General features: G+C 40.8%; 26 protein-coding genes. 12 read left to right on the top strand and 14 right to left on the bottom strand.

What is annotated here, in order from left to right:
- Positions 1–129: 129 nt before the first annotated feature.
- Positions 130–492, top strand: a complete 363-nt coding sequence (locus PR725_RS13125) for a hypothetical protein (protein WP_110732236.1) — start codon at positions 130–132, stop codon at positions 490–492.
- Positions 493–588: 96 nt separating this feature from the next.
- On the opposite strand, the gene nqrM is transcribed toward PR725_RS13125, so the two are convergent.
- The 8 genes from nqrM to PR725_RS13085 form a co-directional block, all read right to left on the bottom strand.
- A complete protein-coding gene (gene nqrM, locus PR725_RS13120) occupies positions 589–816 on the bottom strand; it encodes a (Na+)-NQR maturation NqrM (protein ID WP_004914094.1) in 228 nt (75 codons plus the stop codon).
- Between the two features lie 17 nt (positions 817–833).
- A complete protein-coding gene (locus tag PR725_RS13115; protein WP_164528475.1) occupies positions 834–1,865 on the bottom strand; it encodes an FAD:protein FMN transferase in 1,032 nt (343 codons plus the stop codon).
- A gap of 240 nt (positions 1,866–2,105) precedes the next feature.
- A complete protein-coding gene (nqrF, locus tag PR725_RS13110) occupies positions 2,106–3,332 on the bottom strand; it encodes an NADH:ubiquinone reductase (Na(+)-transporting) subunit F (protein WP_004914098.1) in 1,227 nt (408 codons plus the stop codon).
- 15 nt (positions 3,333–3,347) lie between these two features.
- The gene (nqrE, locus tag PR725_RS13105; protein WP_004914100.1) at positions 3,348–3,944 is read right to left on the bottom strand and encodes an NADH:ubiquinone reductase (Na(+)-transporting) subunit E; all 597 of its coding nucleotides are present in this window, start codon (positions 3,942–3,944) and stop codon (positions 3,348–3,350) included.
- A gap of 4 nt (positions 3,945–3,948) precedes the next feature.
- Entirely contained in the window at positions 3,949–4,578 is a 630-nt protein-coding gene (locus PR725_RS13100; protein WP_004914102.1) for an NADH:ubiquinone reductase (Na(+)-transporting) subunit D, read from the bottom strand.
- Complete coding sequence (locus PR725_RS13095) at positions 4,571–5,365, bottom strand: Na(+)-translocating NADH-quinone reductase subunit C (protein ID WP_004914104.1); 795 nt, start codon at positions 5,363–5,365, stop codon at positions 4,571–4,573. The genes PR725_RS13100 and PR725_RS13095 overlap by 8 nt, the downstream gene beginning before the upstream one ends.
- Positions 5,358–6,596, bottom strand: coding sequence for an NADH:ubiquinone reductase (Na(+)-transporting) subunit B (locus PR725_RS13090; RefSeq protein WP_004914105.1), 1,239 nt, complete (start codon positions 6,594–6,596; stop codon positions 5,358–5,360). The genes PR725_RS13095 and PR725_RS13090 overlap by 8 nt, the downstream gene beginning before the upstream one ends.
- Before the next feature lie 4 nt (positions 6,597–6,600).
- On the bottom strand, positions 6,601–7,944 hold the full coding sequence (locus PR725_RS13085) for a Na(+)-translocating NADH-quinone reductase subunit A (RefSeq protein ID WP_196718533.1): 1,344 nt from the start codon (positions 7,942–7,944) through the stop codon (positions 6,601–6,603).
- A 416-nt stretch (positions 7,945–8,360) separates the two neighbouring features.
- On the opposite strand from PR725_RS13085, the gene PR725_RS13080 reads away from it, so the two are divergent.
- Positions 8,361–9,098, top strand: coding sequence for a L,D-transpeptidase family protein (locus PR725_RS13080; protein ID WP_109911969.1), 738 nt, complete (start codon positions 8,361–8,363; stop codon positions 9,096–9,098).
- On the opposite strand, the gene PR725_RS13075 is transcribed toward PR725_RS13080, so the two are convergent.
- Together PR725_RS13075 and lpcA are read right to left on the bottom strand one after the other, a co-directional pair.
- Entirely contained in the window at positions 9,069–9,836 is a 768-nt protein-coding gene (locus tag PR725_RS13075) for a class II glutamine amidotransferase (protein ID WP_004914108.1), read from the bottom strand. The two genes, PR725_RS13080 and PR725_RS13075, sit on opposite strands and share 30 nt — an antisense overlap.
- 28 nt (positions 9,837–9,864) lie before the next feature.
- Complete coding sequence (gene lpcA / locus PR725_RS13070) at positions 9,865–10,443, bottom strand: D-sedoheptulose 7-phosphate isomerase (protein WP_004914109.1); 579 nt, start codon at positions 10,441–10,443, stop codon at positions 9,865–9,867.
- 390 nt (positions 10,444–10,833) lie between these two features.
- Between lpcA and fadE the strand changes: the two genes are divergently transcribed.
- Complete coding sequence (fadE, locus tag PR725_RS13065; RefSeq protein WP_004914110.1) at positions 10,834–13,299, top strand: acyl-CoA dehydrogenase FadE; 2,466 nt, start codon at positions 10,834–10,836, stop codon at positions 13,297–13,299.
- Between the two features lie 55 nt (positions 13,300–13,354).
- On the opposite strand, the gene PR725_RS13060 is transcribed toward fadE, so the two are convergent.
- Positions 13,355–14,218: a hypothetical protein gene (locus PR725_RS13060; RefSeq protein ID WP_227024213.1), complete on the bottom strand. Its 864-nt coding sequence runs from the start codon at positions 14,216–14,218 to the stop codon at positions 13,355–13,357.
- 152 nt (positions 14,219–14,370) lie between these two features.
- The gene (gene lysA, locus PR725_RS13055) at positions 14,371–15,630 is read right to left on the bottom strand and encodes a diaminopimelate decarboxylase (protein WP_109911968.1); all 1,260 of its coding nucleotides are present in this window, start codon (positions 15,628–15,630) and stop codon (positions 14,371–14,373) included.
- 126 nt (positions 15,631–15,756) lie between these two features.
- Between lysA and PR725_RS13050 the strand changes: the two genes are divergently transcribed.
- The gene (locus tag PR725_RS13050) at positions 15,757–16,692 is read left to right on the top strand and encodes a LysR family transcriptional regulator (RefSeq protein WP_109911967.1); all 936 of its coding nucleotides are present in this window, start codon (positions 15,757–15,759) and stop codon (positions 16,690–16,692) included.
- Here the strand turns inward: PR725_RS13050 and PR725_RS13045 are convergent.
- Entirely contained in the window at positions 16,666–17,586 is a 921-nt protein-coding gene (locus PR725_RS13045) for a LysR family transcriptional regulator (RefSeq protein ID WP_117162822.1), read from the bottom strand. The genes PR725_RS13050 and PR725_RS13045 overlap by 27 nt on opposite strands.
- A gap of 132 nt (positions 17,587–17,718) precedes the next feature.
- Between PR725_RS13045 and PR725_RS13040 the strand changes: the two genes are divergently transcribed.
- A complete protein-coding gene (locus PR725_RS13040) occupies positions 17,719–18,591 on the top strand; it encodes an MBL fold metallo-hydrolase (protein WP_004914125.1) in 873 nt (290 codons plus the stop codon).
- 172 nt (positions 18,592–18,763) lie between these two features.
- The gene (locus tag PR725_RS13035; RefSeq protein ID WP_123382461.1) at positions 18,764–19,408 is read left to right on the top strand and encodes a DsbA family protein; all 645 of its coding nucleotides are present in this window, start codon (positions 18,764–18,766) and stop codon (positions 19,406–19,408) included.
- 57 nt (positions 19,409–19,465) lie between these two features.
- Here PR725_RS13035 and PR725_RS13030 read toward each other — a convergent pair whose 3' ends face one another.
- Positions 19,466–20,275: a prepilin peptidase gene (locus PR725_RS13030; RefSeq protein ID WP_227024214.1), complete on the bottom strand. Its 810-nt coding sequence runs from the start codon at positions 20,273–20,275 to the stop codon at positions 19,466–19,468.
- A 279-nt stretch (positions 20,276–20,554) separates the two neighbouring features.
- Between PR725_RS13030 and rsmE the strand changes: the two genes are divergently transcribed.
- From rsmE to proC, 6 genes are all read left to right on the top strand, one after another.
- On the top strand, positions 20,555–21,286 hold the full coding sequence (rsmE, locus tag PR725_RS13025) for a 16S rRNA (uracil(1498)-N(3))-methyltransferase (protein WP_272569323.1): 732 nt from the start codon (positions 20,555–20,557) through the stop codon (positions 21,284–21,286).
- A gap of 9 nt (positions 21,287–21,295) precedes the next feature.
- Entirely contained in the window at positions 21,296–22,243 is a 948-nt protein-coding gene (gene gshB / locus PR725_RS13020) for a glutathione synthase (protein WP_123382462.1), read from the top strand.
- Positions 22,244–22,378: 135 nt separating this feature from the next.
- A complete protein-coding gene (locus PR725_RS13015; RefSeq protein WP_004914139.1) occupies positions 22,379–22,942 on the top strand; it encodes a YqgE/AlgH family protein in 564 nt (187 codons plus the stop codon).
- Positions 22,942–23,361 carry a Holliday junction resolvase RuvX gene (gene ruvX, locus PR725_RS13010; RefSeq protein ID WP_004914142.1) on the top strand — a complete coding sequence of 140 codons (420 nt, stop codon included), beginning with the start codon at positions 22,942–22,944 and terminating at the stop codon, positions 23,359–23,361. The genes PR725_RS13015 and ruvX overlap by 1 nt, the downstream gene beginning before the upstream one ends.
- 147 nt (positions 23,362–23,508) lie before the next feature.
- A complete protein-coding gene (locus PR725_RS13005; protein WP_164528470.1) occupies positions 23,509–24,201 on the top strand; it encodes a YggS family pyridoxal phosphate-dependent enzyme in 693 nt (230 codons plus the stop codon).
- Positions 24,202–24,215: 14 nt separating this feature from the next.
- Complete coding sequence (gene proC / locus PR725_RS13000) at positions 24,216–25,037, top strand: pyrroline-5-carboxylate reductase (RefSeq protein ID WP_109911962.1); 822 nt, start codon at positions 24,216–24,218, stop codon at positions 25,035–25,037.
- Positions 25,038–25,049: the final 12 nt, after the last annotated feature.

Below are 25,049 nucleotides of genomic sequence, written 5' to 3'. Positions count from 1 at the left end.
TAAATCACATCTTAAAAACATTCTTTTCATCAATTAATAATAATTGTTCTTAATTTACTGCTATAGAAAACTTGATATATTTAATCCATCACAAAAATTCTATTTAAAATAATTTAAAAAAGGTTTTATATGTCAAATATTGGAACAATGATTGTCGAGAATTATTGGAATGAAACATTAAGGAAAGTTGAAATACATTATCATAATAGTGATAACCCCTATGATAATGTGTTTATATTTTATAATCTAGCACATGCCACATCTAGCTCTAACGTAAATTCATTCCCTTACTCAACAACAGGTAAAAGTGCTTGGAAAGCTAAAATTACTACGAAAAGTAATGAACTGTGGAGTAGTGGTGATTTTTTACCTTGCCAAATTAACAACAATGATAATGGAAAGGTCACGATTAGATTTGATGGTGAGACAAAAAGCATGCATGTTAATTACCCTGTCTCTGTTTCATGTGCTAAGAAAATGCAATTAATTTAGACTGTATAACGGGAAAGTAATATTTGGAGATGTCTAATAACTATATTTAGACATCTCCGGCTCATTACTAGTTATAGAACCGTTAAATATTACTATTCAAATAATACGGTTTTTATCCAGTAATTTTTGACGGGCTTCTTCACGCGCCATACGTTTTTTACGTGCATCACAAGGCTCAGGGCAATCACACACCTTTTCAACACCAATACTGCTTAACCCGCCGCAGCTACCTTGGATACTCTTACGTTTAATAATATACCCAAGTGACATACCTAAAAAGGCCAGCAAAAACAGTGCAAAGGCTGCAATAAAAATATTCAGCATTTTTTATCCTCCTACAACTACTGTTTTTTGGTTAAAAATGGTTCGAATGCCTTAGTATAGCGCTCTTCAAAACCTTTATCTGTCTTAACAATCATAAAAACAGGAATATTCATTTTTTCAGCTAAAGCAAAGCCAACTTCAGGCCCTAAAACATTTAGTCCTGTAGATAAGCCATCAGCACTCATGCAATTTTCTGCAATTACTGTAATAGAGACTAAATTATGTGTGATTGGTTTTCCTGTTTTTGGGTCTATCGTATGAGAAAAACGAACGCCATCTTGCTCGAAGTAATTACGGTAGTCCCCTGATGTAGCGATAGAGCGGTCACCTGGTTCAATAATCTCTTGTGCTGTTTGGCTGACACCATCCGATGCGGGTTTTTCTATTGCGATACGCCATGGCACTTCTTTACCATTTGTTCCTTTCGTACGCACTTCACCACCAATATCAACCATATAATTATTGATACCTAATGATTCTAAATATTCAGCAACAACGTCGACACCATAACCTTTCGCAATGGAGGAAAGATCGACATATAGCTCAGGGATTGTTTTAATTAAGTTATTATCTTGAACAGCGAGTTTTTCGATACCAACCCATGCTCTGCGCTTAGCCAATTCTTCATCCGAAGGTGCTTTAGTGACTCTTCCTTCAGGGCCAAACCCCCATAAATTAACTAAAGGCCCAACCGTTACATCTAATGAACCATCTGTCAGCTTATTAATTTCAATGGCTTTTTTAACTACAGTTGCCGTTGCTGCAGAAACAGGGAACGGTGTATTGACTTCTTTAAACTGATTAAAACGACTTAATTCTGAGTCTGGGCGATATGTTGACATTTGGTCGTTAACTTCTTCCAAACGTTTATCTATTTCGGCTTGAATTGCTTCAGGCTTTGGCTCCAAAGAATCTGTGACATATTTAACCGAATAATACGTACCCATTGTTTGCCCCTGAAGATTCTGTTGTTCAGGTCCACCACAGGCAGTAAGAAACAGTGCTGCAACAAATAGCAGTACCGAGGTATAAATTCTTTTACTTAGCATAATTTTCTCCGCGTCAATCATGAGCGCATTTTGTTAAGGCCGCCCAGACTACTAACACACTTTACATCGTCACCCATGCAGAGAATGTTCCAGTCAAAATAATCATAAACCTACCTATTAACCGTTAACTAATTAGCGCTTAATAGATTTACTAAAATCACAAAGAGGGAAAATATTTTCCCTCTTTAAAGTGTTACTGTCTACTGACTTTGATTAGTCTAATAAAATCAGCTAAGTTGCTTAACCACCGAAGTCATCCAATAAGATATTTTCATCTTCAACTCCGAGGTCTTTCAACATTTTGATCACGGCAGCATTCATCATTGGAGGACCACACATGTAGAACTCACAATCTTCCGGTGCTGGATGATCTTTCAAGTAGTTTTCATATAAGACATTATGGATGAAGCCAGTATAACCATTCCAATTATCTTCAGGCATAGGGTCAGAAAGTGCTACATTCCATGTAAAGTTTTCATGTTCTGCAGCGAGTTGGTCAAAATCTTCGGTGTAGAACATCTCACGGACAGAACGTGCACCATACCAGAAACTAATCTTACGTTTAGAATCTAAGCGGCGCAGTTGGTCGAATATATGAGAACGCATTGGTGCCATACCCGCACCACCACCGATAAACACCATTTCAGCTTCCGTTTCTTTAGCGAAAAACTCACCAAACGGCCCAGAAATAGTCACTTTATCCCCTGGCTTTAATGACCAAATATAAGAGGACATAATTCCTGGTGGAACATCCGGATTACGAGGTGGTGGTGTAGCAATACGCACGTTTAGCATGATAATACCATGCTCTTCCGGGTAGTTTGCCATGGAATAGGCGCGAACAGTTGGCTCTTTAACCTCAGACACATAACGGAATAGGTTAAATTTATCCCAATCTTCACGGTACTCTTCTGGTACATCAAAATCTTCATATTTGACAACATGTGCCGGGCATTCAATCTGAATAAAGCCACCCGCACGGAAAGGAACGACCTCTCCTTCTGGAATTTTCAATTTCAGCTCTTTAATGAAAGTGGCTTTGTTATCATTAGAAATAACTTCACACTCCCATTTTTTCACGCCAAATATTTCTTCTGGAAGCTCAATTTTTAAATCTTGCTTAACGTTGACCTGACACGCTAACCGGCAGCCTTCTTTTGCTTCACGTTTATTAATGTGAGAAAGCTCAGTAGGCAGAATATCACCACCGCCTTCTTTGATTTTCACACGGCACTGACCACAAGAGCCACCACCACCGCACGCTGATGAAACAAAAATACCTTGGTTTGATAACATGCCTAATAGCTTGTCACCCGCAGGAGCTTCAAAACTTTTGTCTGGATCGCCATTAACTTCAACTTTGATGTTCCCTGTGTTGACTAGCTTGGATTTTGCAAACAGGATTAAGCCTGTCAGCACCAAGACAATCAGGGTAAACATCACGACACCTAAAATAATAATTTCCATGAATTCTTCTCGCCTTTATAGCTGCACACCGGAGAAGGACATAAAGCCCAATGCCATTAAACCGGTTGTCACAAAGGTGATACCTAACCCTTTTAGACCCGATGGAATATCTGAGTACTTCATCTTCTCTCGAATAGCTGCCATCAATACGATTGCGAGCATCCAACCGATCCCCGAACCGAACCCATATACGACCGATTCGCTAAAGTTATAGTCACGTTGCGCCATGAAAGAAACACCACCAAAAATGGCACAGTTAACGGTAATCAATGGCAAAAAGATACCTAACGCGTTATACAGTGATGGGAAGTAGCGATCTAAAATCATTTCAAGGATCTGAACTAACGCGGCAATAACACCGATAAACGTGATGAAGTTCAAGAAGGATAAGTCGATACCTTCAGCAATCGCACCATCACGCAATACTAAGTTGTATACCAAGTTATTAGCTGGGACAGAAATCCCAAGAACTACCGTTACAGCGATACCCAGTCCAAAAGCAGTTTTTACATTCTTCGATACCGCAAGGAAGGTACACATTCCCAAGAAAAATGCTAATGCCATATTTTCAATAAAAATGGCTTTAACAAACAGGCTAATATAGTGTTCCATGTGATTAGTCCTTCTCTACCTGAGCTGGTTTCAGGGTACGTAACCCCCAAATCAGCATACCGATGATAAAGAATGCACTTGGCGCGAGGAGGAACAGGCCATTTGGCATGTACCAACCACCGGTTTGTAGTGATTCAAAAACTGTGATACCAAACAATTTGCCGGAACCAAATAACTCACGTAAAAAGCCGACTAAAACAAGGATCACACCGTAACCTAGGCCATTACCAATACCGTCCATGAAGCTTTCAATTGGTGGTGCTTTCATTGCATAAGCTTCAGCACGCCCCATTACGATACAGTTAGTAATAATCAAGCCAACAAATACAGAAAGTTGTTTTGATATTTCATAGGCATATGCACGTAAAATTTGGTCAACCACAATAACTAAAGAAGCAATGATTGCCATTTGAACGATAATACGTACGCTGCTCGGAATATAATTCCTGATGAGTGAAATAAAGAAGTTAGAAAATGCCGTCACTAAGGTTACAGCAATCGTCATAACGAGTGCTGTTTCTAACTTCGTTGTCACTGCCAGTGCAGAACAAACCCCTAATACCTGTAAAGCAATTGGGTTGTTATCCAATAACGGTCCAAGTAGGACGCGTTTTACTTCTTTTGAATCAGCCATTATTCAGCGCTCCTTCACGTACTTTTTTCAGGAACGGACCAAAACCGTTATCCCCTAACCAGAAATCAAACATATGCTGGATTCCGTTTGATGTTAGAGTCGCACCTGAAAGGCCGTCGATACCGAATGGGTTATCTGTCGCACCACCGCGCACTATTTTAATTGCCGGAACCCCCTGCTCATTGAACAGTTTTTTACCTGGCCATTGGGCTTTCCACTGAGGGTTATCAACCTCACCGCCCAGCCCTGGTGTTTCGCCATGTGCATAGTAAGTAATACCACGAGAGGTGACACCATCTACATCTACCGCAATAAAGGCATACATGACAGACCACAAACCAGAGCCGTAAACAGGTAAAATAATTTGTGATACTTTTCCAGCTTCATCTTTAACTAAATAGATTTCAGCGCTATTGGCACGACGGCGAATTTTTGCAATATCTTCTGCAGGAGAGAGTGCAATACTCGTTTCTTCGCTGCGTAGCTCGCTATTTAAGTCATAACGGCTAGTGCTATCAGATAATTCATTAGTTTTAAAATTCAAAAGTTTAGGTTCGATACGATCCTTATATACATCTTGAACTTCCTCAGCGGTCATTTTAGGTTGCAGCAAGCCAGCAACACTTAAAATATTACGTTGAGTATCTAACTGAATCTGTTCTTGCTGCTGTGGTTTTAGACCAACTGCAGCCCCTGCGACGACAATAGAGCAAACTAGACAAAGAATAAAAACAACTAGAAATGTTCTGCCGACGCTATCGTTATTCATTGGTTTTTCATTAGCCACGAGCTTTTCTCCGCTTAATATTTGCTTGAACGACCAGATAGTCAAACAGAGGAGCAAACAGGTTGGCGAATAGGATCGCCAGCATCATCCCTTCTGGATAAGCTGGGTTAACAACCCTGATAAGAACACACATTACACCGATCAGAATGCCGTACGCCCATTTACCTTTGTCTGTGAAAGACGCTGATACCGGGTCTGTCGCCATAAAAATCATACCGAATGCGAAGCCACCAAGTACCATGTGCCACCACCATGGCATGGCAAATAACGGGTTAGTATCAGAGCCAATAGCATTGAATAGGTAGGACATTGCAATCATGCCAACCATCACGCCAGCAACAATACGCCATGATGCGATACGGAAGAACATGATAAGAGCACCACCAATAAACAACATCAGTGTTGACACTTCACCAATTGAACCTGGCATATTACCTAAAAAGGCTTGCATCCAAGTAATAGGTTCATGAGTCACCGTGTTCATTAGGGCATGCTCACCACCGGTTGCCCATTGTGATAATGGTGTCGCACCAGAGAAGCCATCTGCTGCAGTCCAAACTAAGTCACCTGATATTTGAGCAGGATAAGCAAAGAATAAGAAAGCACGGCCAGCTAATGCTGGGTTTAAGAAGTTACGCCCAGTACCGCCAAAAATTTCTTTCGCAACAACAACCCCGAAAGTGATACCTAATGCAGCCTGCCATAAAGGAATGGTTGGTGGCACAATCAAGGCAAATAAAATCGAGGTAATAAAGAAGCCTTCGTTAATTTCATGGCCGCGGATCATGGCGAATAAAACTTCCCAGAAACCACCGACTAAGAAAACGACAGCATAAATAGGAAGGAAATACACTGCACCTAGCAGCATTTTACTTCCCCACCCTGCATCCATCGAAAGTGATGCACCTAGAAACTGTGCTAAGCTATAATGCCAATCACTCGCGAGAACTTGCTGTAACTCCGCCCCGCTATATAATTGGTGCAAAGCTGGGATGGCTTGGTTACCAACGTTATACATTCCCCAGAACATCGCTGGGAAAACCGCTAGCCACACCAATATCATCATACGTTTCAGGTCGATGGTATCCCTGACATGAGAACGCCCTTTTGTTACCGTACCCGGCGTATAAAAAACAGTCGAAACTGCTTCAAATAACGCATAGTATTTTTCTAACTTTCCACCGGGCTCAAAATGGTGCTCATACTTTTCAAATAAATTTTTCAGACCCATGGAATCACCCTTCTAGCTCAATCTTGGTCAGAACATCACGTAGCACTGGACCATATTCATATTTCGCTGGGCAAACATAGGTACATAAACCTAGATCTTCTTCGTCCAACTCTAAACAGCCCAATTCTTGTGATGTATCAGTGTCTCCAGCGAGGAGATCGCGCAACAAATGAGTGACCATGATATCGAGAGGCATGACTCGCTCGTAATTACCAATTGGTACCATCGAACGCTCACCGCCGTTCATTGTCGTTGTGAAATTAAAACGTTTATTTTTCAGGAAGTGCCCGATTGTGGTACGCGTAATCGTAAACTTATTAACACCAGGCATAATCCAGCCAAATAACTCTTTATTGCGACCTTCGGCTAACACTGAAACTTGATTGTGAAAACGACCAAGATAGTGATGAGTATCATCACATGTCACGCCCCAAAGGACTGAACCAGAAATAATACGATTTTCACCCGCTTTAAGCTGACCTTGTGTTAATTCATATAAATCAGCACCTAGACGAGTACGCAGAAGACGAGGCTTTTCAACTTGTGGCCCTGCTAATGAAATCACGCGGTCTGTATATAGGTGACCCGTAACAAATAGCTTACCAATAGCAATAACGTCTTGGTAATTAAGGCTCCAAACTTTTTTCTTGATGCTAACGGGTTCCAAGAAATGAATATGAGTTCCCACTAAACCTGCAGGATGCGGCCCTATAAATTGGGTATAAGAAATTTGGTTATGAGCCGTATTCTTCGGTAAGTCTCCCTCTCCATGACAAACATGGATTTTACCTTCTGTTAAACGGCTTAGAACCAAAAGCCCATCGTTAAATGCTGGTTCTTGCTCTTGAATAACTAAAATAGGATCCGCTGCAAGTGGATTGGTATCCATTGCAGTGACAAAAATAGCGATAGGTGAAGAACCTGGTTGTGGAGAACGGCTAAATGGACGCGTTCTTAAAGAAGTCCACAAACCCGATTTTATCAAGTTTTCTTCGACTTGCTGTTGCGTTAATGTAGATAGCTCATCACGAGTATAAGCTGCAAAAGTTTCTTGTTCATCACCATCTATTTCGATGACAACAGATTGAAGCACACGACGCTCACCACGATGAATAGCAACAATTTTACCGCAGGCTGGGCTTGTAAATAAAACCCCTGAGTTCTTTTTATCTTCAAAAAGAACCTGTCCTTTAACTACACGCTCACCTTCTTTAACCAGCATCGAAGGACGCATTCCGACATATTCCTCACCTAGCACAGCTACGTGTTGAATTTTCGGGCCGTCTTCTATCACTTGGGCTGGCTCACCTGCAATAGGAAGGTTGAGGCCTTTTTTAATTTTAATCATAAGATCTGCACAAGTTTATCAGTTAAACCCTAAGCTAACGATTCAGCAATGAATGATAGCGACTCATTAAATAAAAAATAGCTCAAGCAATAGGCATCACTTAAGCAGGTATTCTCACATAATTGTTACTAAATTTTATCTTCTGCCAACCATAATTTTATCAGTTCCCACTCTCTATGTCCGGCTATAGAAGTGACATAGTTCAAGCAAATTGCATTAATATTTAAATTTTTTTGTTAACAATTCGATATTATCGATATTTAAGCTCACATTTATCGATCATTGTTCATTATTTAAACAATAAAGGTTCATTTAAAAACTATTAACAAACTATATTAATTTTCGATTTACTCGTCTAGAATGCATAAAATATGTACTCTTTTTATTCAATAACATTTTCTTGATATGGCTTAGATATGAAATTAAGTAAATTTTTTAGTGCAATTTTCTTATTTGTACTCATATATTCTCCTGTTATTCAGGCAAGTAACTATTCATTTCTACTTAATAATAACGTATCGGATAGCCCAAACTCATCTATTTTTATTCAAATATTTAAGCAAGAAGGTTTATTAGAACTCTACCAAAAAACGCCATCAGGAAAATATAAACTGTCGAAAACTTACCCAATTTGTAAGTTTTCTGGCGGGCTAGGCCCCAAAAAAATTGAAGGTGACCTGAAAAGTCCAGAAGGATTTTATCAAATTACTGCCGAACAGCTCAATCCTAATAGTCGGTATTACCGATCTATCAATATTGGTTTTCCTAATGAGTTTGATAAAGCACAAGGTTATAGTGGCAGCTATCTTATGATCCATGGCAGTTGCGTTTCTGTGGGATGTTATGCCATGACGGACAAATATATGGGTGAGATTTACCAAACAGTAGAAACAGCCTTACTCAGTGGACAGTCCGTCATTAATGTCAGCATTTATCCATTTAAAATGACAAATGAAAATATGCTGCGCTATCGCAATTCCAGCCACTATGCTTTTTGGAAACAATTACAACCGGCCTATGAGTATTTCAACCGCACAGGAAGGCCTGCTGAGGTGTCAGTCTCTTTAGGTAAATATGCGGTTATTGACCAAGCTGAGACCCCAACAAAATTGTTAGGGTCTAAATCACAATATGCGCTCACCAAGATAGAATAAGACAAAATTGCCTGGGTCAATTCGCTGCCAGTTTTCGTTGCCCGTGAGTGGTTGCGTTGCGATCACAGAGACCACATCAGTAGGTGTCGTACACTGTTCGAAATCGATTTCAATATCTTGGTCAAGTAATTTTGCTTTACCAAACGGTGCCTTACGCGTTAGCCAATGTAAATTCGTCGAGCTAAAGGCCATCATATATTGCCCATCGGACAGCAACATATTAAATACGCCTTTATGACGCAATTGGTCAGCTAGTGTCGCAATAAAACGGAACACACTTTTCCAATTCGATGGCCTACGTGGATACTTTTCACTAAGTTGATGAAGTATCCAACAAAATGCCCATTCGCTATCGGTTTCACCTATCGGGCAATAGCGCCCAGTTTTTAGTGTACGATAGCCTTTTAACTGCCCATTGTGCGCATAAGTCCAATTACGCCCCCATAGCTCCCGTGTAAAGGGGTGAGTGTTCACTAACGACACATCCCCTCGGTTTGCTTGGCGAATATGAGCAACAATACTTTCTGATTTAATCGGATATTCCTGCACAAAGCGAGCGACAGGTGATAAAAAACTAGGTTGAGGATCTTTAAATGTGCGACACCCGAGCCCCTCATAAAAGGTGATTCCCCAGCCATCTTTATGTGGGCCCGTTTGACCTCCTCGGGAAATCAACCCACTGAGGCTAAACGAAATATCAGTTGGAACATTGGCACTCATGCCAAGTAACTCGCACATTTAAAAAACTCCTGAAACAGTAATAACGTTATTTCACCATCTCTTTTTCAATTAACTGAATTAAGATATGAATAACTTTAATATGAATTTCTTGAATACGGTCGGCATAACCAAAGTGTGGGACACGAATTTCAATATCCGCAGTTCCCGCCATTTTCCCGCCATCTTTACCTGTTAATGTGATGACTTTCATACCTTTTTCACGCGCAGCTGCAATCGCTTTAATAATATTCCCAGAATTACCGGAGGTAGAAATTCCAAGTAAAACATCGCCTTTCATACCAACAGCTTCAATAAAACGTGAAAAAACATACTCATAACCGAAGTCATTACTCACACAAGATAAATGACTCACATCTGAGATTGCAATCGCAGGATAGCCCGGACGGTTTTCGCGGTAACGCCCTGTTAATTCTTCAGCGAAATGCATTGCATCACAGTGAGAGCCCCCATTACCACAAGATAATACTTTGCCACCCGCTTTAAAAGAGTCAGCCAGTAAAACGGCAGCCTGTTGGATAGCAGCAATATTGGCGTCATCGCTAAGGAAATTCGATAACGTCTCGGCCGCTTCTGTCAGCTCACCGCGGATTAGGTCTTGATACATGAGATTTCCTCTTAATTAAGAATACGTTATAAAAAACACGATTAATTCAGATTCAAATTATCCTAAAAGAAAAATGGCGCTCCATGGCAAAACTCAGATAGATATCAGTAATTAATCTTTAATAGTCAGATTGTTGCACAGGGATAATTTTGTTTCTACTTTTGATTGCGCTGTCTTGATCCTACCGACAAAATTCATCGTGACTCATAGCTAATAACCTGACTTTTCATAGAGCCAATAATACAAATTACTACGATATTTTCCTTTATATGACGTTTTTGTGAGCTAAGTTGTAATTAGGATGTAAATATATTGCTAATTCTTTATTAATGGGTATAGATTAAAGCAACAAACAGGTCAGACCTCTTACAAGTAGACAGGAGCTTCGCTATGATCCTTCTCAGCATCGTGTTATTTCTCGCCTTAATAGGCGTACTTTGTTATCACAAAACATCTTTGGTTTTTAGCTCAGTATTATTATTGGCTTATACCGCGGTTATGGGAGTCATCGATATTTGGAGCTACTGGATGTTACTGCCAGTTGCCTTGGTATTATTTCCTTTTGTCTTCACTCCTGTACGCCAATCGCTTTTCTCTATCCGCGCGATGAAAATGTTCCAAAAAGTCATGCCTCCTATGTCGAGCACAGAAAAGGAAGCCATTGACGCAGGAACAACGTGGTGGGAAGGCGACCTTTTCCGCGGAGCGCCAGATTGGAATAAATTGCATAACTATCCAAAACCACAGCTAACCGCAGAAGAACAAGCTTTTATTGATGGGCCTGTTGAAACCGTTTGTGGCATGGTCAACGACTTCGAAGTGAGCCATGAACTGGCAGATCTAACACCTGAAGTGTGGCAATACCTGCGTGATCACCGCTTCTTCGCGATGATCATCAAAAAAGAATACGGTGGCTTAGAGTTTTCTGCTTATGCGCAATCTCAGGTTCTACAAAAGCTCGCTGGTGTCTCCGGTATTCTTGCTATCACTGTAGGGGTACCCAATTCATTAGGTCCGGGTGAATTACTGCAGCATTACGGCACTGATGAACAAAAACAACGCTATTTACCAGGCTTAGCTACGGGTGAAGAAATTCCGTGCTTTGCATTAACCAGCCCTGAGGCAGGTTCCGATGCTGGTGCTATCCCAGATTCAGGTGTCGTTTGTATGGGTGAATGGCAAGGCGAGCAAGTATTAGGAATGCGCTTAACATGGAACAAACGCTATATTACTTTGGCACCAATTGCCACTGTATTAGGCCTCGCATTCAAACTTTCAGACCCTGATAAACTATTAGGTGGCGAGAAAAACCTTGGTATCACCTGTGCACTAATTCCAACCAATACCCCTGGCGTTGAAATTGGTCATCGCCACTTCCCACTAAATATTCCATTTATGAATGGTCCTACACGCGGAAAAGATATTTTTGTTCCAATCGATTACATTATCGGTGGGCCAAAAATGGCAGGCCAAGGCTGGAGAATGTTGGTTGAGTGTCTTTCTGTCGGTCGTGGTATTACATTACCATCGAACTCAACTGGTAGTTTGAAGAGTATTGCTATCGCGACAGGGGCTTACTCTTATATTCGCCGTCAATTCAAATTACCAATTGGTAAAATGGAAGGTATTGAAGAACCACTAGCTCGCATCGCAGGTAATACCTATCTGATGGACGCAGCAGCAACTCTCATCACCTCTGGAATTATGTTAGGTGAGAAACCTGCCGTTTTATCCGCTATTGTTAAATACCACTGTACACACCGTGGCCAGCGCGCCATTATTGATGCCATGGATATTACGGGTGGTAAAGGCATCTGTCTTGGGGATTCAAACTTTGTTGCCAGAGCTTACCAAGGCGCACCTATCGCCATTACGGTTGAAGGGGCAAATATCCTAACCCGCAGTATGATCATCTTCGGTCAAGGGGCTATCCGTTGCCATCCATTCGTATTAGAAGAAATGGCCGCAGCACAAGATAATAACTTACATAAATTCGATAAAGCCGTATTTGGGCATATAGGTCATGTGGTTAGTAATCAATTCCGTAGCTTCTGGCTTGGTTTAACCAATGGTCGCGGAAGTCATGCACCAACCAAAGATGAAACGCGCCGTTACTATCAAATGCTAAACCGCCAAAGTGCCAACTTAGCATTACTATCCGATGTTGCCATGGGTGTGTTAGGGGGTAGCTTGAAACGCCGCGAACGTATCTCTGCTCGCTTAGGGGATATTTTAAGCAACTTGTATCTCGCATCTGCAACCTTAAAACGTTATGAAGATGAAGGTCGCCAAAAAGCAGACTTACCATTAGTGAAATGGGCGGTTGAAGATTGTTTATATCAATCAGAAAAAGCGATGGATGATCTCCTGAAAAACTTCCCTAACAAGTTGGTTGCGGGGGTAATGCGCATCACCCTATTCCCTACTGGCCGTGCGATGTCAACACCATCAGACCGACTAGACCATAAACTGGCTCAAATCCTGATGGAACCATCAGAAACACGTGATAGGTTGGGCCGTGGGCAGTATTTAACACCTACGGAAAACAACCCTCATGGCCTTGTAAACCAAGCTCTGCTCGATATCATTGCTGCTGAACCTATTTTCGAACGTATCTGCCGCTTAAAAGAGCGTAAACTCAGCTTTACTCGCTTAGATAAACTTGCTGACCAACTACTTCCTGAAAACGTAATTACGCAAGAAGAAGCTGATATCTTGCGTAAAGCAGAAGCAAGCCGGTTACGGACGATTAACGTCGATGAGTTTGAGTTTGATGATTTGGGTGTACTTCCGACAAAAAAGTCACCAGATGAACCTTCAAATGAAGAAACTAGTAAGAAAAAGAAAGCGGCTTGATTAATTTTAGCTAGTAAATCAAAGGGAACTCAAGAGTTCCCTTTGTCATTTAGATTTAAAGCAAATAATCACTGAAATATTCGGCTACTTTGTCTTCATCAATACCTAAATGCCCCTTCCAGCCAGCCCATGGCATCTCCATATCTGAGCGACCTTTAGTATTGTTTAACTGGGACTCAGTACTCACAAGGTCACCAAAATTAACCCTCGACGCTAATGATAAAGGAATAAACTGATTTGGTATCACACCGATCAATGCTAGAGATTGTAAAACCCCTCTATGTGTATATTTATTACCCGGGATTATTTTGGCTTCAGCCAAACGCTTTTCAAAATGGCCGGGGGTTTCATCATCCTTAGCAGAACGAAATAAATCCAATAACTGGTTAAATTTAATTTTATCGTCCCCAAGCGGTTGTACTGGCTCAACATTAAGTAAGTGTTTTAAATTTAAATAAGCATATGAGGTATTACCTGTATAGGAATTTCCGTAATACAAGCAATATTGAAAGTAACTATCGTTGATGTGAATTTTTCGATTGTAATCACTGCATACCCAGCAACAGGCTAATTGTGGTTTTTCTATATAGTCATGAATCTGTATATTTTTGAGCTTATGAAAAGCACCTAGCACTGAACGTCCTCGTAAATAACTTCCGCCAACACCTGCAATAAAAGTATCAAAACAGCGCTCTTGGCTGAGTTTTTCCTCTTTTTTTAAACTGTTGAACTTGTGCATAATATCAGCATGGTCATTGAAAGACTCAATGTGATTCACTTGCCAATTAATTCGAGCGAGTTCCAATTGTTCTTTGGCTGACAGTGTACTTTGACTATAAACAGAAACCTCACGACCAACGTCATATTGGCTATTTTCGTACTTATACAGTTTACGAAGAACCCTCATCACTTTTTGCACTGATTTTTACCTTCTAGCTTTTATTATGTTGCGTAGAATTTATACAAGGTAGGTAAAGTACATGGGAATATAGATGTGGTGAATCAGAATAACCGCATCTTACAATAATAGCCCTATGAGTAAGATGCAGTTATCTATAATGAAAGGAAGACTTACAGCTCCAGAGCCAATAGCTCTTCAATCGTTTGGCGGCGGCGAATCAATTGTGGCTTACCATCAACAAACATCACTTCCGGCAATAATGGACGGCTATTGTAGTTTGATGACATGGATGCACCGTAAGCGCCAGTGTCATGAAAAACCAGAAAATCGCCAACTTTCACCTCGGGTAAAGCGCGGGTTACCACTAAACCGCCCTCTAACTGGGTAAATACATCTCCTGATTCACACAGTGGGCCAGCAACAATTGTGTCTTTTAGTTGGGCCCCATCAAGGTTACGTCCATCCATCGGTAATACCGAAATATGGTGATAACTGCCATACATCGCTGGACGCATTAGGTCATTAAAACCACTGTCTACAAGCACATAGTGGCGACTACCCATATCTTTAACGGCTCGCACTTCTGCTAATAGTACCCCAGACTCAGCAACTAAATAGCGGCCGGGTTCTATTTCAAGTTCAATTTTGTGCCCTAAGTGTTGTTCGATGCGTTGGCGAGCGTTATCCCATAGGCTGTAATAATGCGGTACATCGATTAATTCATCACCTTCACGATAAGGGGTTGATAACCCACCGCCTGCTGAAATGGCATGAAGGTCAACCCCTGCGGTTGTGACTAACGCCACCATAGAATCACACACATCGGCAAGATGTTGATAGTCAACCCCTGAGCCAATATGCATATGGATACCAACTAGCGATAAATTGTAATGGCGAATTTTCTCTAACGCTGCAGGTAAATCTTCATGCCAAATACCGTGCTTACTATTTTCACCACCAGTATTGGTTTTTTGGCTATGGCCGTGACCAAAACCTGGATTGATGCGTAACCAAACAGGATGGCCAGCTTTTTGTTCGCCAATTTGCTCAAGCATGTCAATAGAGCCTGCATTCACAGGGATATCTAGCTCAGTCACTTTCGCTAATGTGGCTCTATCGAGCACATCTGCTGTAAATACGATTTCTGAGTTCTCACGTCCAGGCTGGAACCCTGCCACCAGCGCACGTTCTATTTCCCCTAAAGAAACAGAATCGACTTTAACGCCTTGTTGTTTCATTAAGCGCAGAATATGAATATTCGAACATGCTTTTTGTGCAAAGCGGACAGTATCAAAAACTTGTAATTGCTTGATACGCTCAATAATCACCGCGCTATCATAAACCCAAACAGGGCTACCATACTGCTCAGGTAATACACGTAAATATTCAGATGTTAAATATTGGCTTGTTGTCGTTGCGAATGAAGTCATTGTCTTTCTCGTTTGCAAGTTTTTATTATATTAAAAGCTATTATTCAAAGAATAATACGGGAAAAAAAATATCTATTTTGCTAAAGTCTATTCATATTTGATATAGACTTTATTTAAGGACTTCCTATGCAAGCCATTTCATGGCGGCACATTGAAATATTCCGTGCAGTAATGACAGCCCCCAACCTGACGGAAGCCGCTGCACTGCTAAACACCTCACAACCAACTATCAGCCGTGAACTTGCTCGCTTAGAATACCTTTTACAGTTTAAGTTATTCGATAGGGTCAAAGGACGTCTACAGCCAACAGCACAAGGATTACGGTTTCTTGAAGAAGTCGAACGCTCTTATTATGGTTTGGAACGCATTAAAAACTCAGCGGAAACTATCCGACGCTTCGAACATGCCCAAATCTCGATAACCTGTTTACCTGCTTTCGCGCAATCTTTATTGCCCCATGTTTGCCAATCGTTTATGGAAAATTACCCTGATGTCAGCATCACAGTGATCCCGCAAGAGTCTCCTGTTCTTGAAGAATGGTTGTCCGCTCAGCGTTACGATTTCGGTTTAACAGAACATTTGCAAATGCCTCCGGGCACTGAACAACAAACACTGGGAAGTTTAAATGAAGTGTGTGTCTTACCCGCAAACCACCCTTTAGCCCAAAAAGAAGTCCTAATCCCCAATGATTTTCAAGGCCAACGTTTTATTAGCCTATCATTAACTGACAGCTATCGTCAGTTGATTGACTCAACATTTGCGGAGCACCATGTCGAGCGCAAAATGGTCATGGAGACGCATTCAGCATCATCTATTTGCGCTATGGCACTAAAAGGGATTGGGATTTCTATTGTTAACCCTTTAACTGCATTAGATTTTCATCAACAATCTGCTGGGAAGTTGGCTCTGCGCCCACTCAGCTTTTCCATTCCTTTTACCGTTAGCTTGATAAAACCTATTCACCGCCCTTCATCACAATTGACCAATATTTTTACTCAACATTTAGAGGATAACTTTAATCAAATAAAAACCCAGCTAATTTCCGCGCTGTTGCATCAATAACTGCCAGTGAGGTGAAGTTACAAACCAATTAGCGAGATAATCAATCACCACCCTCAATGCAGTTGGCATTTTTTGCCGACTCGTATACACAGCGTAAATACCTAGAGGCATTGGCGTATATTCAGGTAATAGTTGAACTAACGCCCCTGAGGCCAAATGATCAGCAACAGAATAATATGGTTGCATAGAGATACCCGCGCCCTGCAATGTTGCCTCAGCGAGAAATACGGATTCATTCGCACTTAATCGCCCATCAACCAATACACTATGCTGCATACCTGCCTTTTCAAAGACCCATAAGCTACGACCAAAAAAATTGTAGGTTAAGCAATCGAGTAAAACTAAATCTTCTGGTTTTTCGGGATATTTTTTCCCTTTTAAAAAATCAGGTGAAGCACAAATGACAGAATGGCAAGTTGACAATGGTTTTGCGATTAAACTCGGCTCCAGCTGATTAGTAATACGGATAGCCAAGTCAATTCGTTCCTCTATTAAATTAACTGATTTATTCGATATTTGCATATCTATAGCCATATTCGGATAGAGTTTCATAAACTCAGCAATAGCCACAGAAAGCGCACTTTGGGCAATAGATTGTGAGCAACTAATGCGCACTAAACCAGATAATGCTTTTGCATCAAGCTCTTGCTGCACAGGGACCATTTGGGAAATAGCATTAAGTTGCAAAGATTGTTGATATACCCCTTCCCCCGCTGAAGTTAAACTTAATTTCCGCGTGGTACGATTTAATAAACGCACTCCCGCCCATTGTTCCATTTCCGACAAATAGCGAGTCACCATCGCTCTCGACATCTCTAATTTTTCTGCTGCTCCACTTAGGCTGCCTTGTTCAACGATAGTAATAAATACTTCTGCTGCCTTTAATCTATCCATACCACTCTCATTTGACCGAATTATGCAACAAACAACACCTAATTATGGGGTTTTTCATCTTATCATTGCAATTTAATATACACGCCATGCAAAAAACAAGCGTTCCTGTATAACTTTATTTTAGGATACAAAATGAAATTTACCTTATTAGCTGCAACCGCGTTATTCGCCACTACGATAAATATGACCCAAGCTGAAACACTAACATTAGATGTTTATAATCCTGGAAATAACAGCGTATTTCCGGTTTCCTCTGAAATTATTAGCGGTTCAAGTGAAGTGGTGTTAATTGACGCACAATTTCAAAAAAATGATGCACAACAATTGGTTGATAAAATTAAAAAGCTCAACAAGAAATTAACCACGATTTATATTAGCCACTCAGATCCAGATTACTATTTTGGGCTCGATACCCTAACAAACGCCTTCCCTGAAGCTAAAGTGGTCGCGACAGCAAACACAGTTGAAGCCATTAAAGCAACTAAAGATGGCAAACTGGCTTACTGGGGTGGTGTATTAAAAGATGAGGCACCTGCCCATATTATCGTCCCTGAGGTCATTAAAGGAGATAGCTTCACAGTTGATGGTGAACGACTTGAAATTAAAGGCCTTGATAGCGCATCACCAGATAGAACTTATGTCTGGGTTCCATCATTAAAAGCCGTTGTAGGGGGCGTTATTGTTTCTGACAATATTCATGTTTGGGTAGCAGATACACAAACAGAAGAGTCACGTAAAAATTGGCAGCAAACATTAAAAGACATCAAAGCACTGAACCCAATAACCGTTGTTCCTGGTCACTTTACGGGAGCATCTAAATTAGATACAAGCACGGTTTCTTTTACTCAAAAATACTTACAAGATTTTGAAAATGCAGCAAAAACAAGTAAAAACTCAGATGAACTCATCCAAAAAATTGCGGTAAAATATCCACAATTGGATGACAAATCAAGTTTAGAACTTAGTGCAAAAGTTGTTAAAGGCGAAATGCAGTGGCCTCAATAACCAAGTGATACTCACTATTGCAGCCATTTTGCGCGGTATGTTCCGTAGCAACTCACTGAATGACTAAAAGCAATTTGGCTGATTTCACCGAATGATAGTGGTATTAATTTTTTGATGATAATGATACAACTTAACTCAAATTACTTAAAAAGATCAAATAGAGAGAACGATTATGAGCAACATCACCCTACACTATATTTATGACCCTTATTGCGGCTGGTGCTATGCCGCTGCGCCTTTAATCGAAATTGCCAACCAACATCCAAGTATCAACATTGAAATGCATGGTGGTGGTATGTTAGCTGACAATGCACGCCTACATTTAGATGATAATTTTCGCCAATATATTCTGCAAGCTGATAAGCGCATTGCATCCATGACAGGGCAAGTATTTGGCGATGACTATATAAAAATGCTACACGAACCTAATTTGGTTATGGACTCAACACCACCGCAAACCGCTATATTAGCGGCAACCAAGCAAGGCAAAGGCTTTGAGATGCTTAAAGCCATTCAAAAAACACACTACATTTCAGGACGCCATATTAAAGATACCGCGGTACTTCTTGAGCTCGCCAAAGAAATTGGCCTCAATGTAACCCAGTATGTGTCCGACTACAGTGAGTGTGAGCAACATGAAACTGCGGCCCACATTGAAACAAGTAAGGCTCTGTTAGCGCAGTCAGGTGCATCCGGTTTTCCAACTCTGTTAATACAACAACAGGGGAAATGGTTACGAGTTCCATTACAGAATTACCTCGGTGAGCCGAGTAAATGGCAGCAATTTTTAGATTCTTTGGTAACCGCAGCGTCTTAATAATCACCCTTTTTAATAAGCCACCTTTCAAATATGCGCATAAGGTTGTCATTTAATTTAATATTCAATTATTGATAAATACAACCATGTGCTAGCACTAATAATTAACGCGGGGCCAAATGGAATCGTCTTCGTTGTTTTAGCTATTTGCACCCCAGATAATATCTCGGCGTGGGCTAGATTTACCAGTTGCTTTTTTTGGTATATTTTAGGCCATAGCCCAAAGTTAACCCAGTATTGTAATAGCCCCAACCCTGCAGCGGTGGCCAAAAAGTAAGGTAACTCCCAAACACCAAGCCAAGCCGAACAAGCGGCAACGAGTTTAAAATCCCCTCTCCCCATTTGTGGTTGATAAGTTTGTTTTTCAACCAGTGTAACCACCATTAACATCACTAAGTAGCTGATCAGTACTGCATAAATAGCTGAGACTACATTCCCATTTGGTAAGTGAATTTGATATAGCAACCCCACCCATAATAATGGGTACGTAAGAACATCAGGGAGATAACCTATTTTATTATCAATGATAAATAATGGTATTATTAAATTAATATATAATGTTAAAAATAAAATAATACGTAAATTATTAGATGAATAATATATTATAAAAATTAGTACACTATATATTAGAAGCAAAACAGTATTTTTAATAATAATTTTGGATTTATCAAAATGAACAACGGGTAAATAAATAAGTAGTTTTTTAGTCGTAAAAAAGGATATTAGCAGCATAAAAAAAGAAGAAAAAACACAAATAAAATCAATGATGTTTATAGATTTATCATTTTGACATGATAATGTAAATTGCTCAGACGGCGAAATAATAGATATAACCGATGATATTAAAGTACAGAGTAACTCCCTCATATTAACTCCTTATTCCTTTATGGAGATAAAAATAAATATACTGTGAATTTCTGCTATCCCCAACACTTTAATTCCGTTGAGTAGAGTCGGTTTATTCGAATATCATGATCTTCTAGTTTACTTTCATCACTGTTTAAGATGTCACCTATGGCACAGACATACTATAAAAGGTCAGTATTTCGTTATAAACTAGGTAGCAGCGCTTGAGTTTAACAATTCAACCCCCATATTCATCAAAGTTATATTATTTATTAACCCAGTCTGTACTAAGGAAAAGCTATGCGCATTCCACGCATTTATCACCCAGAGCCTCTTCAAATAAACACAACAATTTCTCTTGGTGATGATGCTGCAAACCATGTAGGTCGAGTACTGCGCATGACTGCAGGCCAAAAACTCGAACTTTTTGATGGCAGCAATAAAACCTTTAGTGCTGAAATTACTGAAGCAACTAAAAAAAATGTATTCGTACACATTAAAAATAGCCAAGTTGACGATAGAGAATCCCCTCTCGATTTACACATCGGGCAGGTCATGTCTCGTGGGGAAAAAATGGAATTTACTATCCAAAAATCTGTCGAACTCGGAGTTAATACAATAACACCTTTGTTATCAGAACGTTGTGGTGTTCGCCTAGATGGCGAACGGCTCGAGAAAAAATTACTTCAATGGCAAAAAATTGCGATTGCTGCCTGCGAACAATGTGGCCGCAACCGAATTCCAAAAATTCGCCCAGTACAAACCCTTGAAGCATGGTGCGCGGAAACTGACGGTGCATTTAAAGTCAATTTGCACCCACGAGCAACAGAAAGTATTAATACGTTACCCACTGAACTGAAGAAAGTACGATTGTTGATTGGCCCGGAAGGTGGCTTGTCAGCAGACGAAATTGCCATGACAGCAAATTATCAATTTACCGATATACTGTTAGGGCCTCGAGTATTACGAACAGAAACGACTGCGCTAACCGCTATCACAGCACTACAAGTGCGCTTAGGTGATCTGGGGTAAGGAGAAAAAATGATCAAGCTCGGTATAGTGATGGATCCTATTTCATCCATCAAAATCAAGAAAGACACCAGTTTTGCAATGATGCTGGAAGCTCAGCGTCGAGGTTATGAAATCCATTATATGGAAATGAATGACCTGTATTTACACCAAGGTGAAGCTCGCGCACAAACAAAAATCGTGACAGTCGAAGAAAACCCAGAAAAATGGTACGAATTTCATGGGGAACAAGATATCCCCCTAAGTTCACTTGATGCCATTTTAATGCGGAAAGACCCGCCTTTTGATACTGAATTTATCTATGCGACTTATATTTTAGAAAGAGCGGAACAAGCTGGCACCTTAATTGTGAATAAACCGCAAAGCCTACGTGACTGCAATGAGAAACTCTTTACTGCTTGGTTTGCTGAGTTAACACCGGACACATTGGTCACGCGCAGCCCACAAAAGTTAAGAGATTTTCACCAAAAACATGGCGATGTCATATTCAAACCACTAGATGGTATGGGTGGCGCTTCGATTTTCCGTCTTAAACAAGATGACCCAAATGTGGGCGTAATTATCGAAACGCTAACGGAACATAGCTCCCGTTACTGCATGGCCCAAAACTTCCTACCAGCAATTAAAGATGGTGATAAACGTGTCTTGGTGGTGGATGGTGAACCTGTTCCTTATTGCTTAGCGCGAATTCCAGCTCAAGGTGAAACCCGAGGTAACCTTGCAGCGGGTGGCCGTGGGGAAGCTCGTCCATTAAGTGAAAGTGACTGGGCCATTGCGCGTGCCGTAGCGCCAACATTAAAAGAAAAAGGCTTAATTTTTGTTGGCCTTGATATCATTGGTGACCGTTTAACCGAAATTAACGTGACTAGCCCAACGTGTGCACGGGAAATTGAAGCCGCATTTGATATCTCCATTACAGGTATGTTAATGGATGCCATTGAACGCCGTCTCAATAAATAATTTATAGTGGTGGTTTATCTTCACTGATGGCTTTTATTATTTTCACACAATAAAAGTCATCCGTTTTATTTACCACCTATAAGTTTGCCTTTTATTGTGTTCTCTCAATTGTTTTAAATTTGCTGGAGTCTAAGTTTGAATCTGCAAAACCATTTTCTTATCGCCATGCCATCCTTAACAGACCCTTATTTTGAGCAGTCAGTCGTTTATATGTGTGAGCACAATGAAAAAGGGGCGATGGGGATTGTGATTAACAAGCCTATTGATGATTTTTCTGTCGATAAGATGCTTAAAAAACTCGAAATTACGATTTCAGATAAAATTGATAACCGTAATTTAAAGAAGCCTGTCATTGCGGGTGGTCCCGTGGCTGAAGAGCATGGGTTCATCTTACACACACCGATAAAAGGTTTTTTATCGAGTCTGCACTTAAATGATGAAGTGATGGTGACAACGTCAAAAGATATCTTAGAGACTTTAGGAAGTGAGCACTCCCCCTCAAACTCTTTAGTTGCACTAGGTTATGCAAGCTGGGAACCAGGCCAACTTGAACGTGAAATCATGGAAAATAGCTGGTTGACCGTTGAAGCTTCTCCTGAGCTTATTTTTGATACACCAATTCATGAACGCTGGACTGCTGCAGCTAAATTAATTGGTATTGATATTCATACTATTTCAATGCAAGCGGGGCATGCTTAATGTCTGGAAGAACTTTGTTAGCCTTTGATTTTGGAACCAAAAGCATCGGTGTGGCCGTTGGACAAGAAATTACAGGTACCGCGCGACCATTAACCTCACTAAAAGCCAGCGATGGCCGCCCTGATTGGCAACAAATCGAAAAGTTACTTAAAGAATGGCAACCTCAGTTGGTTATTGTTGGCCTTCCCCTTAATATGGATGGCACGGAACAACTGGTTACAAGCCAAGCCCGTAATTTTGCAAATCGAATTCATGGCCGTTTTGGTGTTAAAGTCGAATTACATGATGAACGTCTTTCCACGGTTGAAGCAAAAGCAGGCCTTTTTGAACAAGGTGGTTATCGAGCTTTGAGTAAAGGAAAAGTAGATTCTGCGTCTGCTGTTGTGATCCTTGAAAGCTGGTTTGAGCAACATATTTAAGCATTGCGTATTTTACGTGGTTATTTTTAGCTTAACCTCATGCAATGGTGCCGTTCTGATGTAATTTGCTTTACACTATGGTCAATAGCCGCTATTCATGTAAGACATGAATAAAATAGTATTGAATAAACCATATTGAATAAAATAATGACCATTCAAAATAATATCTCTGATGTCACCGCGCGTATTGAGCATGCTGCCGCAGAGTGTCAGCGCTCACCACAAGACATTACGCTACTCGCGGTAAGTAAAACCAAACCTTGTGAGGCTATTTTAGAAGCTATAGAGGCAGGCCAACGCCAGTTTGGTGAGAACTATGTGCAAGAGGGCGTTGAGAAAATTCAATATTTCTCTGATAGAAATGACTTAGTTTGGCATTTTATCGGCCCATTACAATCGAATAAAAGCCGCCTTGTTGCTGAGCACTTTGATTGGTTCCATACCTTAGACAGAGCCAAAATCGCTCAGCGCTTAAATGACCAACGTCCAAGTGGAAAAGCGCCCCTCAATGTGCTAATTCAAATCAATATCAGCGATGAAAACAGTAAATCAGGTATAACACTCGCAGAAGTTGCAGACCTTGCGGCGCAAGTCGCTACGATGCCAAACCTTGTGCTACGGGGCCTGATGACGATCCCTGCACCTGAAACGGATTATGAACGCCAATGTGCTGTGTTTCATCAAATGAATGAGGCATTTAAGCAATTAAAAACCACTTACCCCACTGTTGACACTCTTTCAATGGGGATGACTGACGATATGCGTGCAGCAATCCATTGCGGCTCAACACTTGTTCGCATAGGAACCGCTATTTTTGGCGCTCGCCAATATCACCAATAAGATAGGAGAACAGAATGCAACATCGTAAAATTGCCTTCATCGGCGCCGGAAATATGGCTCACGCCATCATTGCTGGGCTGGTTAACCATGGTTACCCTGCATCGATGATCACGGTGTGCTCTCCTACACCTGTACGTCGAGACAAACTGGCCGAGCAATATGGCATTATCAGCAGTCATGATAACTTAGCTGCGGTCAAAGCCGCTGAGGTCATTATCCTAGCGGTTAAACCACAAATGATGAAAGAAGTGTGTGAACCGCTGCAAAATGCCACAAACTTTGACCAAAAATTAGTGCTGACAATTGCCGCGGGGATCCCTGCAGAGCGTTATAATGATTACTTTGCACACCAACTGAATTTAGTACGCATCATGCCAAATACGCCATCGTTGGTGGGTAAAGGTGTTAGCGGGTTATTTGCTCAAGGGAAGGTTTCTGAGCCAGACAAACAGTTTGCTCAAGAGCTGATGCAAAGTGTTGGCTCCACGATTTGGTGCCAACAAGAGCAAGACATCAATAAGATTATTGCCATTACTGGTAGCTCCCCTGCCTATTTCTTTCTGTTTATGGAATCAATGCAGCAAAAAGCAGAACAACTCGGTTATGATAAGCAACAAGCTCGCGAGCTCGTTCTGAATGCAATTGAAGGGGCTGTAGAACTAGCTAAGTCACAAAGTGACACGGACTTTTCGGCTTTACGTGAACAAGTCACCTCTAAAGGCGGTACCACCGCGATGGCTTTAGAGCAATTTTATAATGGAAATCTTCCGCAAATTGTTGCCGATGCAATGCAAAGCGCAATACACAGAGCAGAAGAAATGGAAAAACTTTTTTAAATTAATCGCGGA

This window comes from Providencia sp. PROV255 (genome assembly GCF_028478065.1).
Classification (GTDB): Bacteria; Pseudomonadota; Gammaproteobacteria; order Enterobacterales; family Enterobacteriaceae; genus Providencia; species Providencia rettgeri.
This window is presented reverse-complemented; position numbering and strand designations above follow the sequence as displayed.

Bases quoted from the DNA above. Each gene is read 5' to 3' on its own strand.
- gshB (WP_123382462.1), top strand. From the start codon at position 21,296: ATGATCAAGCTCGGTATAGTGATGGATCCTATTTCATCCATCAAAATC.
- proC (WP_109911962.1), top strand. From the start codon at position 24,216: ATGCAACATCGTAAAATTGCCTTCATCGGCGCCGGAAATATGGCTCAC.
- PR725_RS13005 (WP_164528470.1), top strand. From the start codon at position 23,509: ATGACCATTCAAAATAATATCTCTGATGTCACCGCGCGTATTGAGCAT.
- PR725_RS13080 (WP_109911969.1), top strand. From the start codon at position 8,361: ATGAAATTAAGTAAATTTTTTAGTGCAATTTTCTTATTTGTACTCATA.
- lpcA (WP_004914109.1), bottom strand. From the start codon at position 10,443: ATGTATCAAGACCTAATCCGCGGTGAGCTGACAGAAGCGGCCGAGACG.
- PR725_RS13085 (WP_196718533.1), bottom strand. From the start codon at position 7,944: ATGATTAAAATTAAAAAAGGCCTCAACCTTCCTATTGCAGGTGAGCCA.
- PR725_RS13040 (WP_004914125.1), top strand. From the start codon at position 17,719: ATGAAATTTACCTTATTAGCTGCAACCGCGTTATTCGCCACTACGATA.
- PR725_RS13100 (WP_004914102.1), bottom strand. From the start codon at position 4,578: ATGGCTGATTCAAAAGAAGTAAAACGCGTCCTACTTGGACCGTTATTG.
- PR725_RS13045 (WP_117162822.1), bottom strand. From the start codon at position 17,586: ATGGATAGATTAAAGGCAGCAGAAGTATTTATTACTATCGTTGAACAA.
- rsmE (WP_272569323.1), top strand. From the start codon at position 20,555: ATGCGCATTCCACGCATTTATCACCCAGAGCCTCTTCAAATAAACACA.
- nqrE (WP_004914100.1), bottom strand. From the start codon at position 3,944: ATGGAACACTATATTAGCCTGTTTGTTAAAGCCATTTTTATTGAAAAT.
- PR725_RS13115 (WP_164528475.1), bottom strand. From the start codon at position 1,865: ATGCTAAGTAAAAGAATTTATACCTCGGTACTGCTATTTGTTGCAGCA.
- PR725_RS13035 (WP_123382461.1), top strand. From the start codon at position 18,764: ATGAGCAACATCACCCTACACTATATTTATGACCCTTATTGCGGCTGG.
- fadE (WP_004914110.1), top strand. From the start codon at position 10,834: ATGATCCTTCTCAGCATCGTGTTATTTCTCGCCTTAATAGGCGTACTT.
- PR725_RS13050 (WP_109911967.1), top strand. From the start codon at position 15,757: ATGCAAGCCATTTCATGGCGGCACATTGAAATATTCCGTGCAGTAATG.
- lysA (WP_109911968.1), bottom strand. From the start codon at position 15,630: ATGACTTCATTCGCAACGACAACAAGCCAATATTTAACATCTGAATAT.
- PR725_RS13125 (WP_110732236.1), top strand. From the start codon at position 130: ATGTCAAATATTGGAACAATGATTGTCGAGAATTATTGGAATGAAACA.
- nqrF (WP_004914098.1), bottom strand. From the start codon at position 3,332: ATGGAAATTATTATTTTAGGTGTCGTGATGTTTACCCTGATTGTCTTG.
- nqrM (WP_004914094.1), bottom strand. From the start codon at position 816: ATGCTGAATATTTTTATTGCAGCCTTTGCACTGTTTTTGCTGGCCTTT.
- PR725_RS13030 (WP_227024214.1), bottom strand. From the start codon at position 20,275: ATGAGGGAGTTACTCTGTACTTTAATATCATCGGTTATATCTATTATT.
- ruvX (WP_004914142.1), top strand. From the start codon at position 22,942: ATGTCTGGAAGAACTTTGTTAGCCTTTGATTTTGGAACCAAAAGCATC.
- PR725_RS13075 (WP_004914108.1), bottom strand. From the start codon at position 9,836: ATGTGCGAGTTACTTGGCATGAGTGCCAATGTTCCAACTGATATTTCG.
- PR725_RS13090 (WP_004914105.1), bottom strand. From the start codon at position 6,596: ATGGGTCTGAAAAATTTATTTGAAAAGTATGAGCACCATTTTGAGCCC.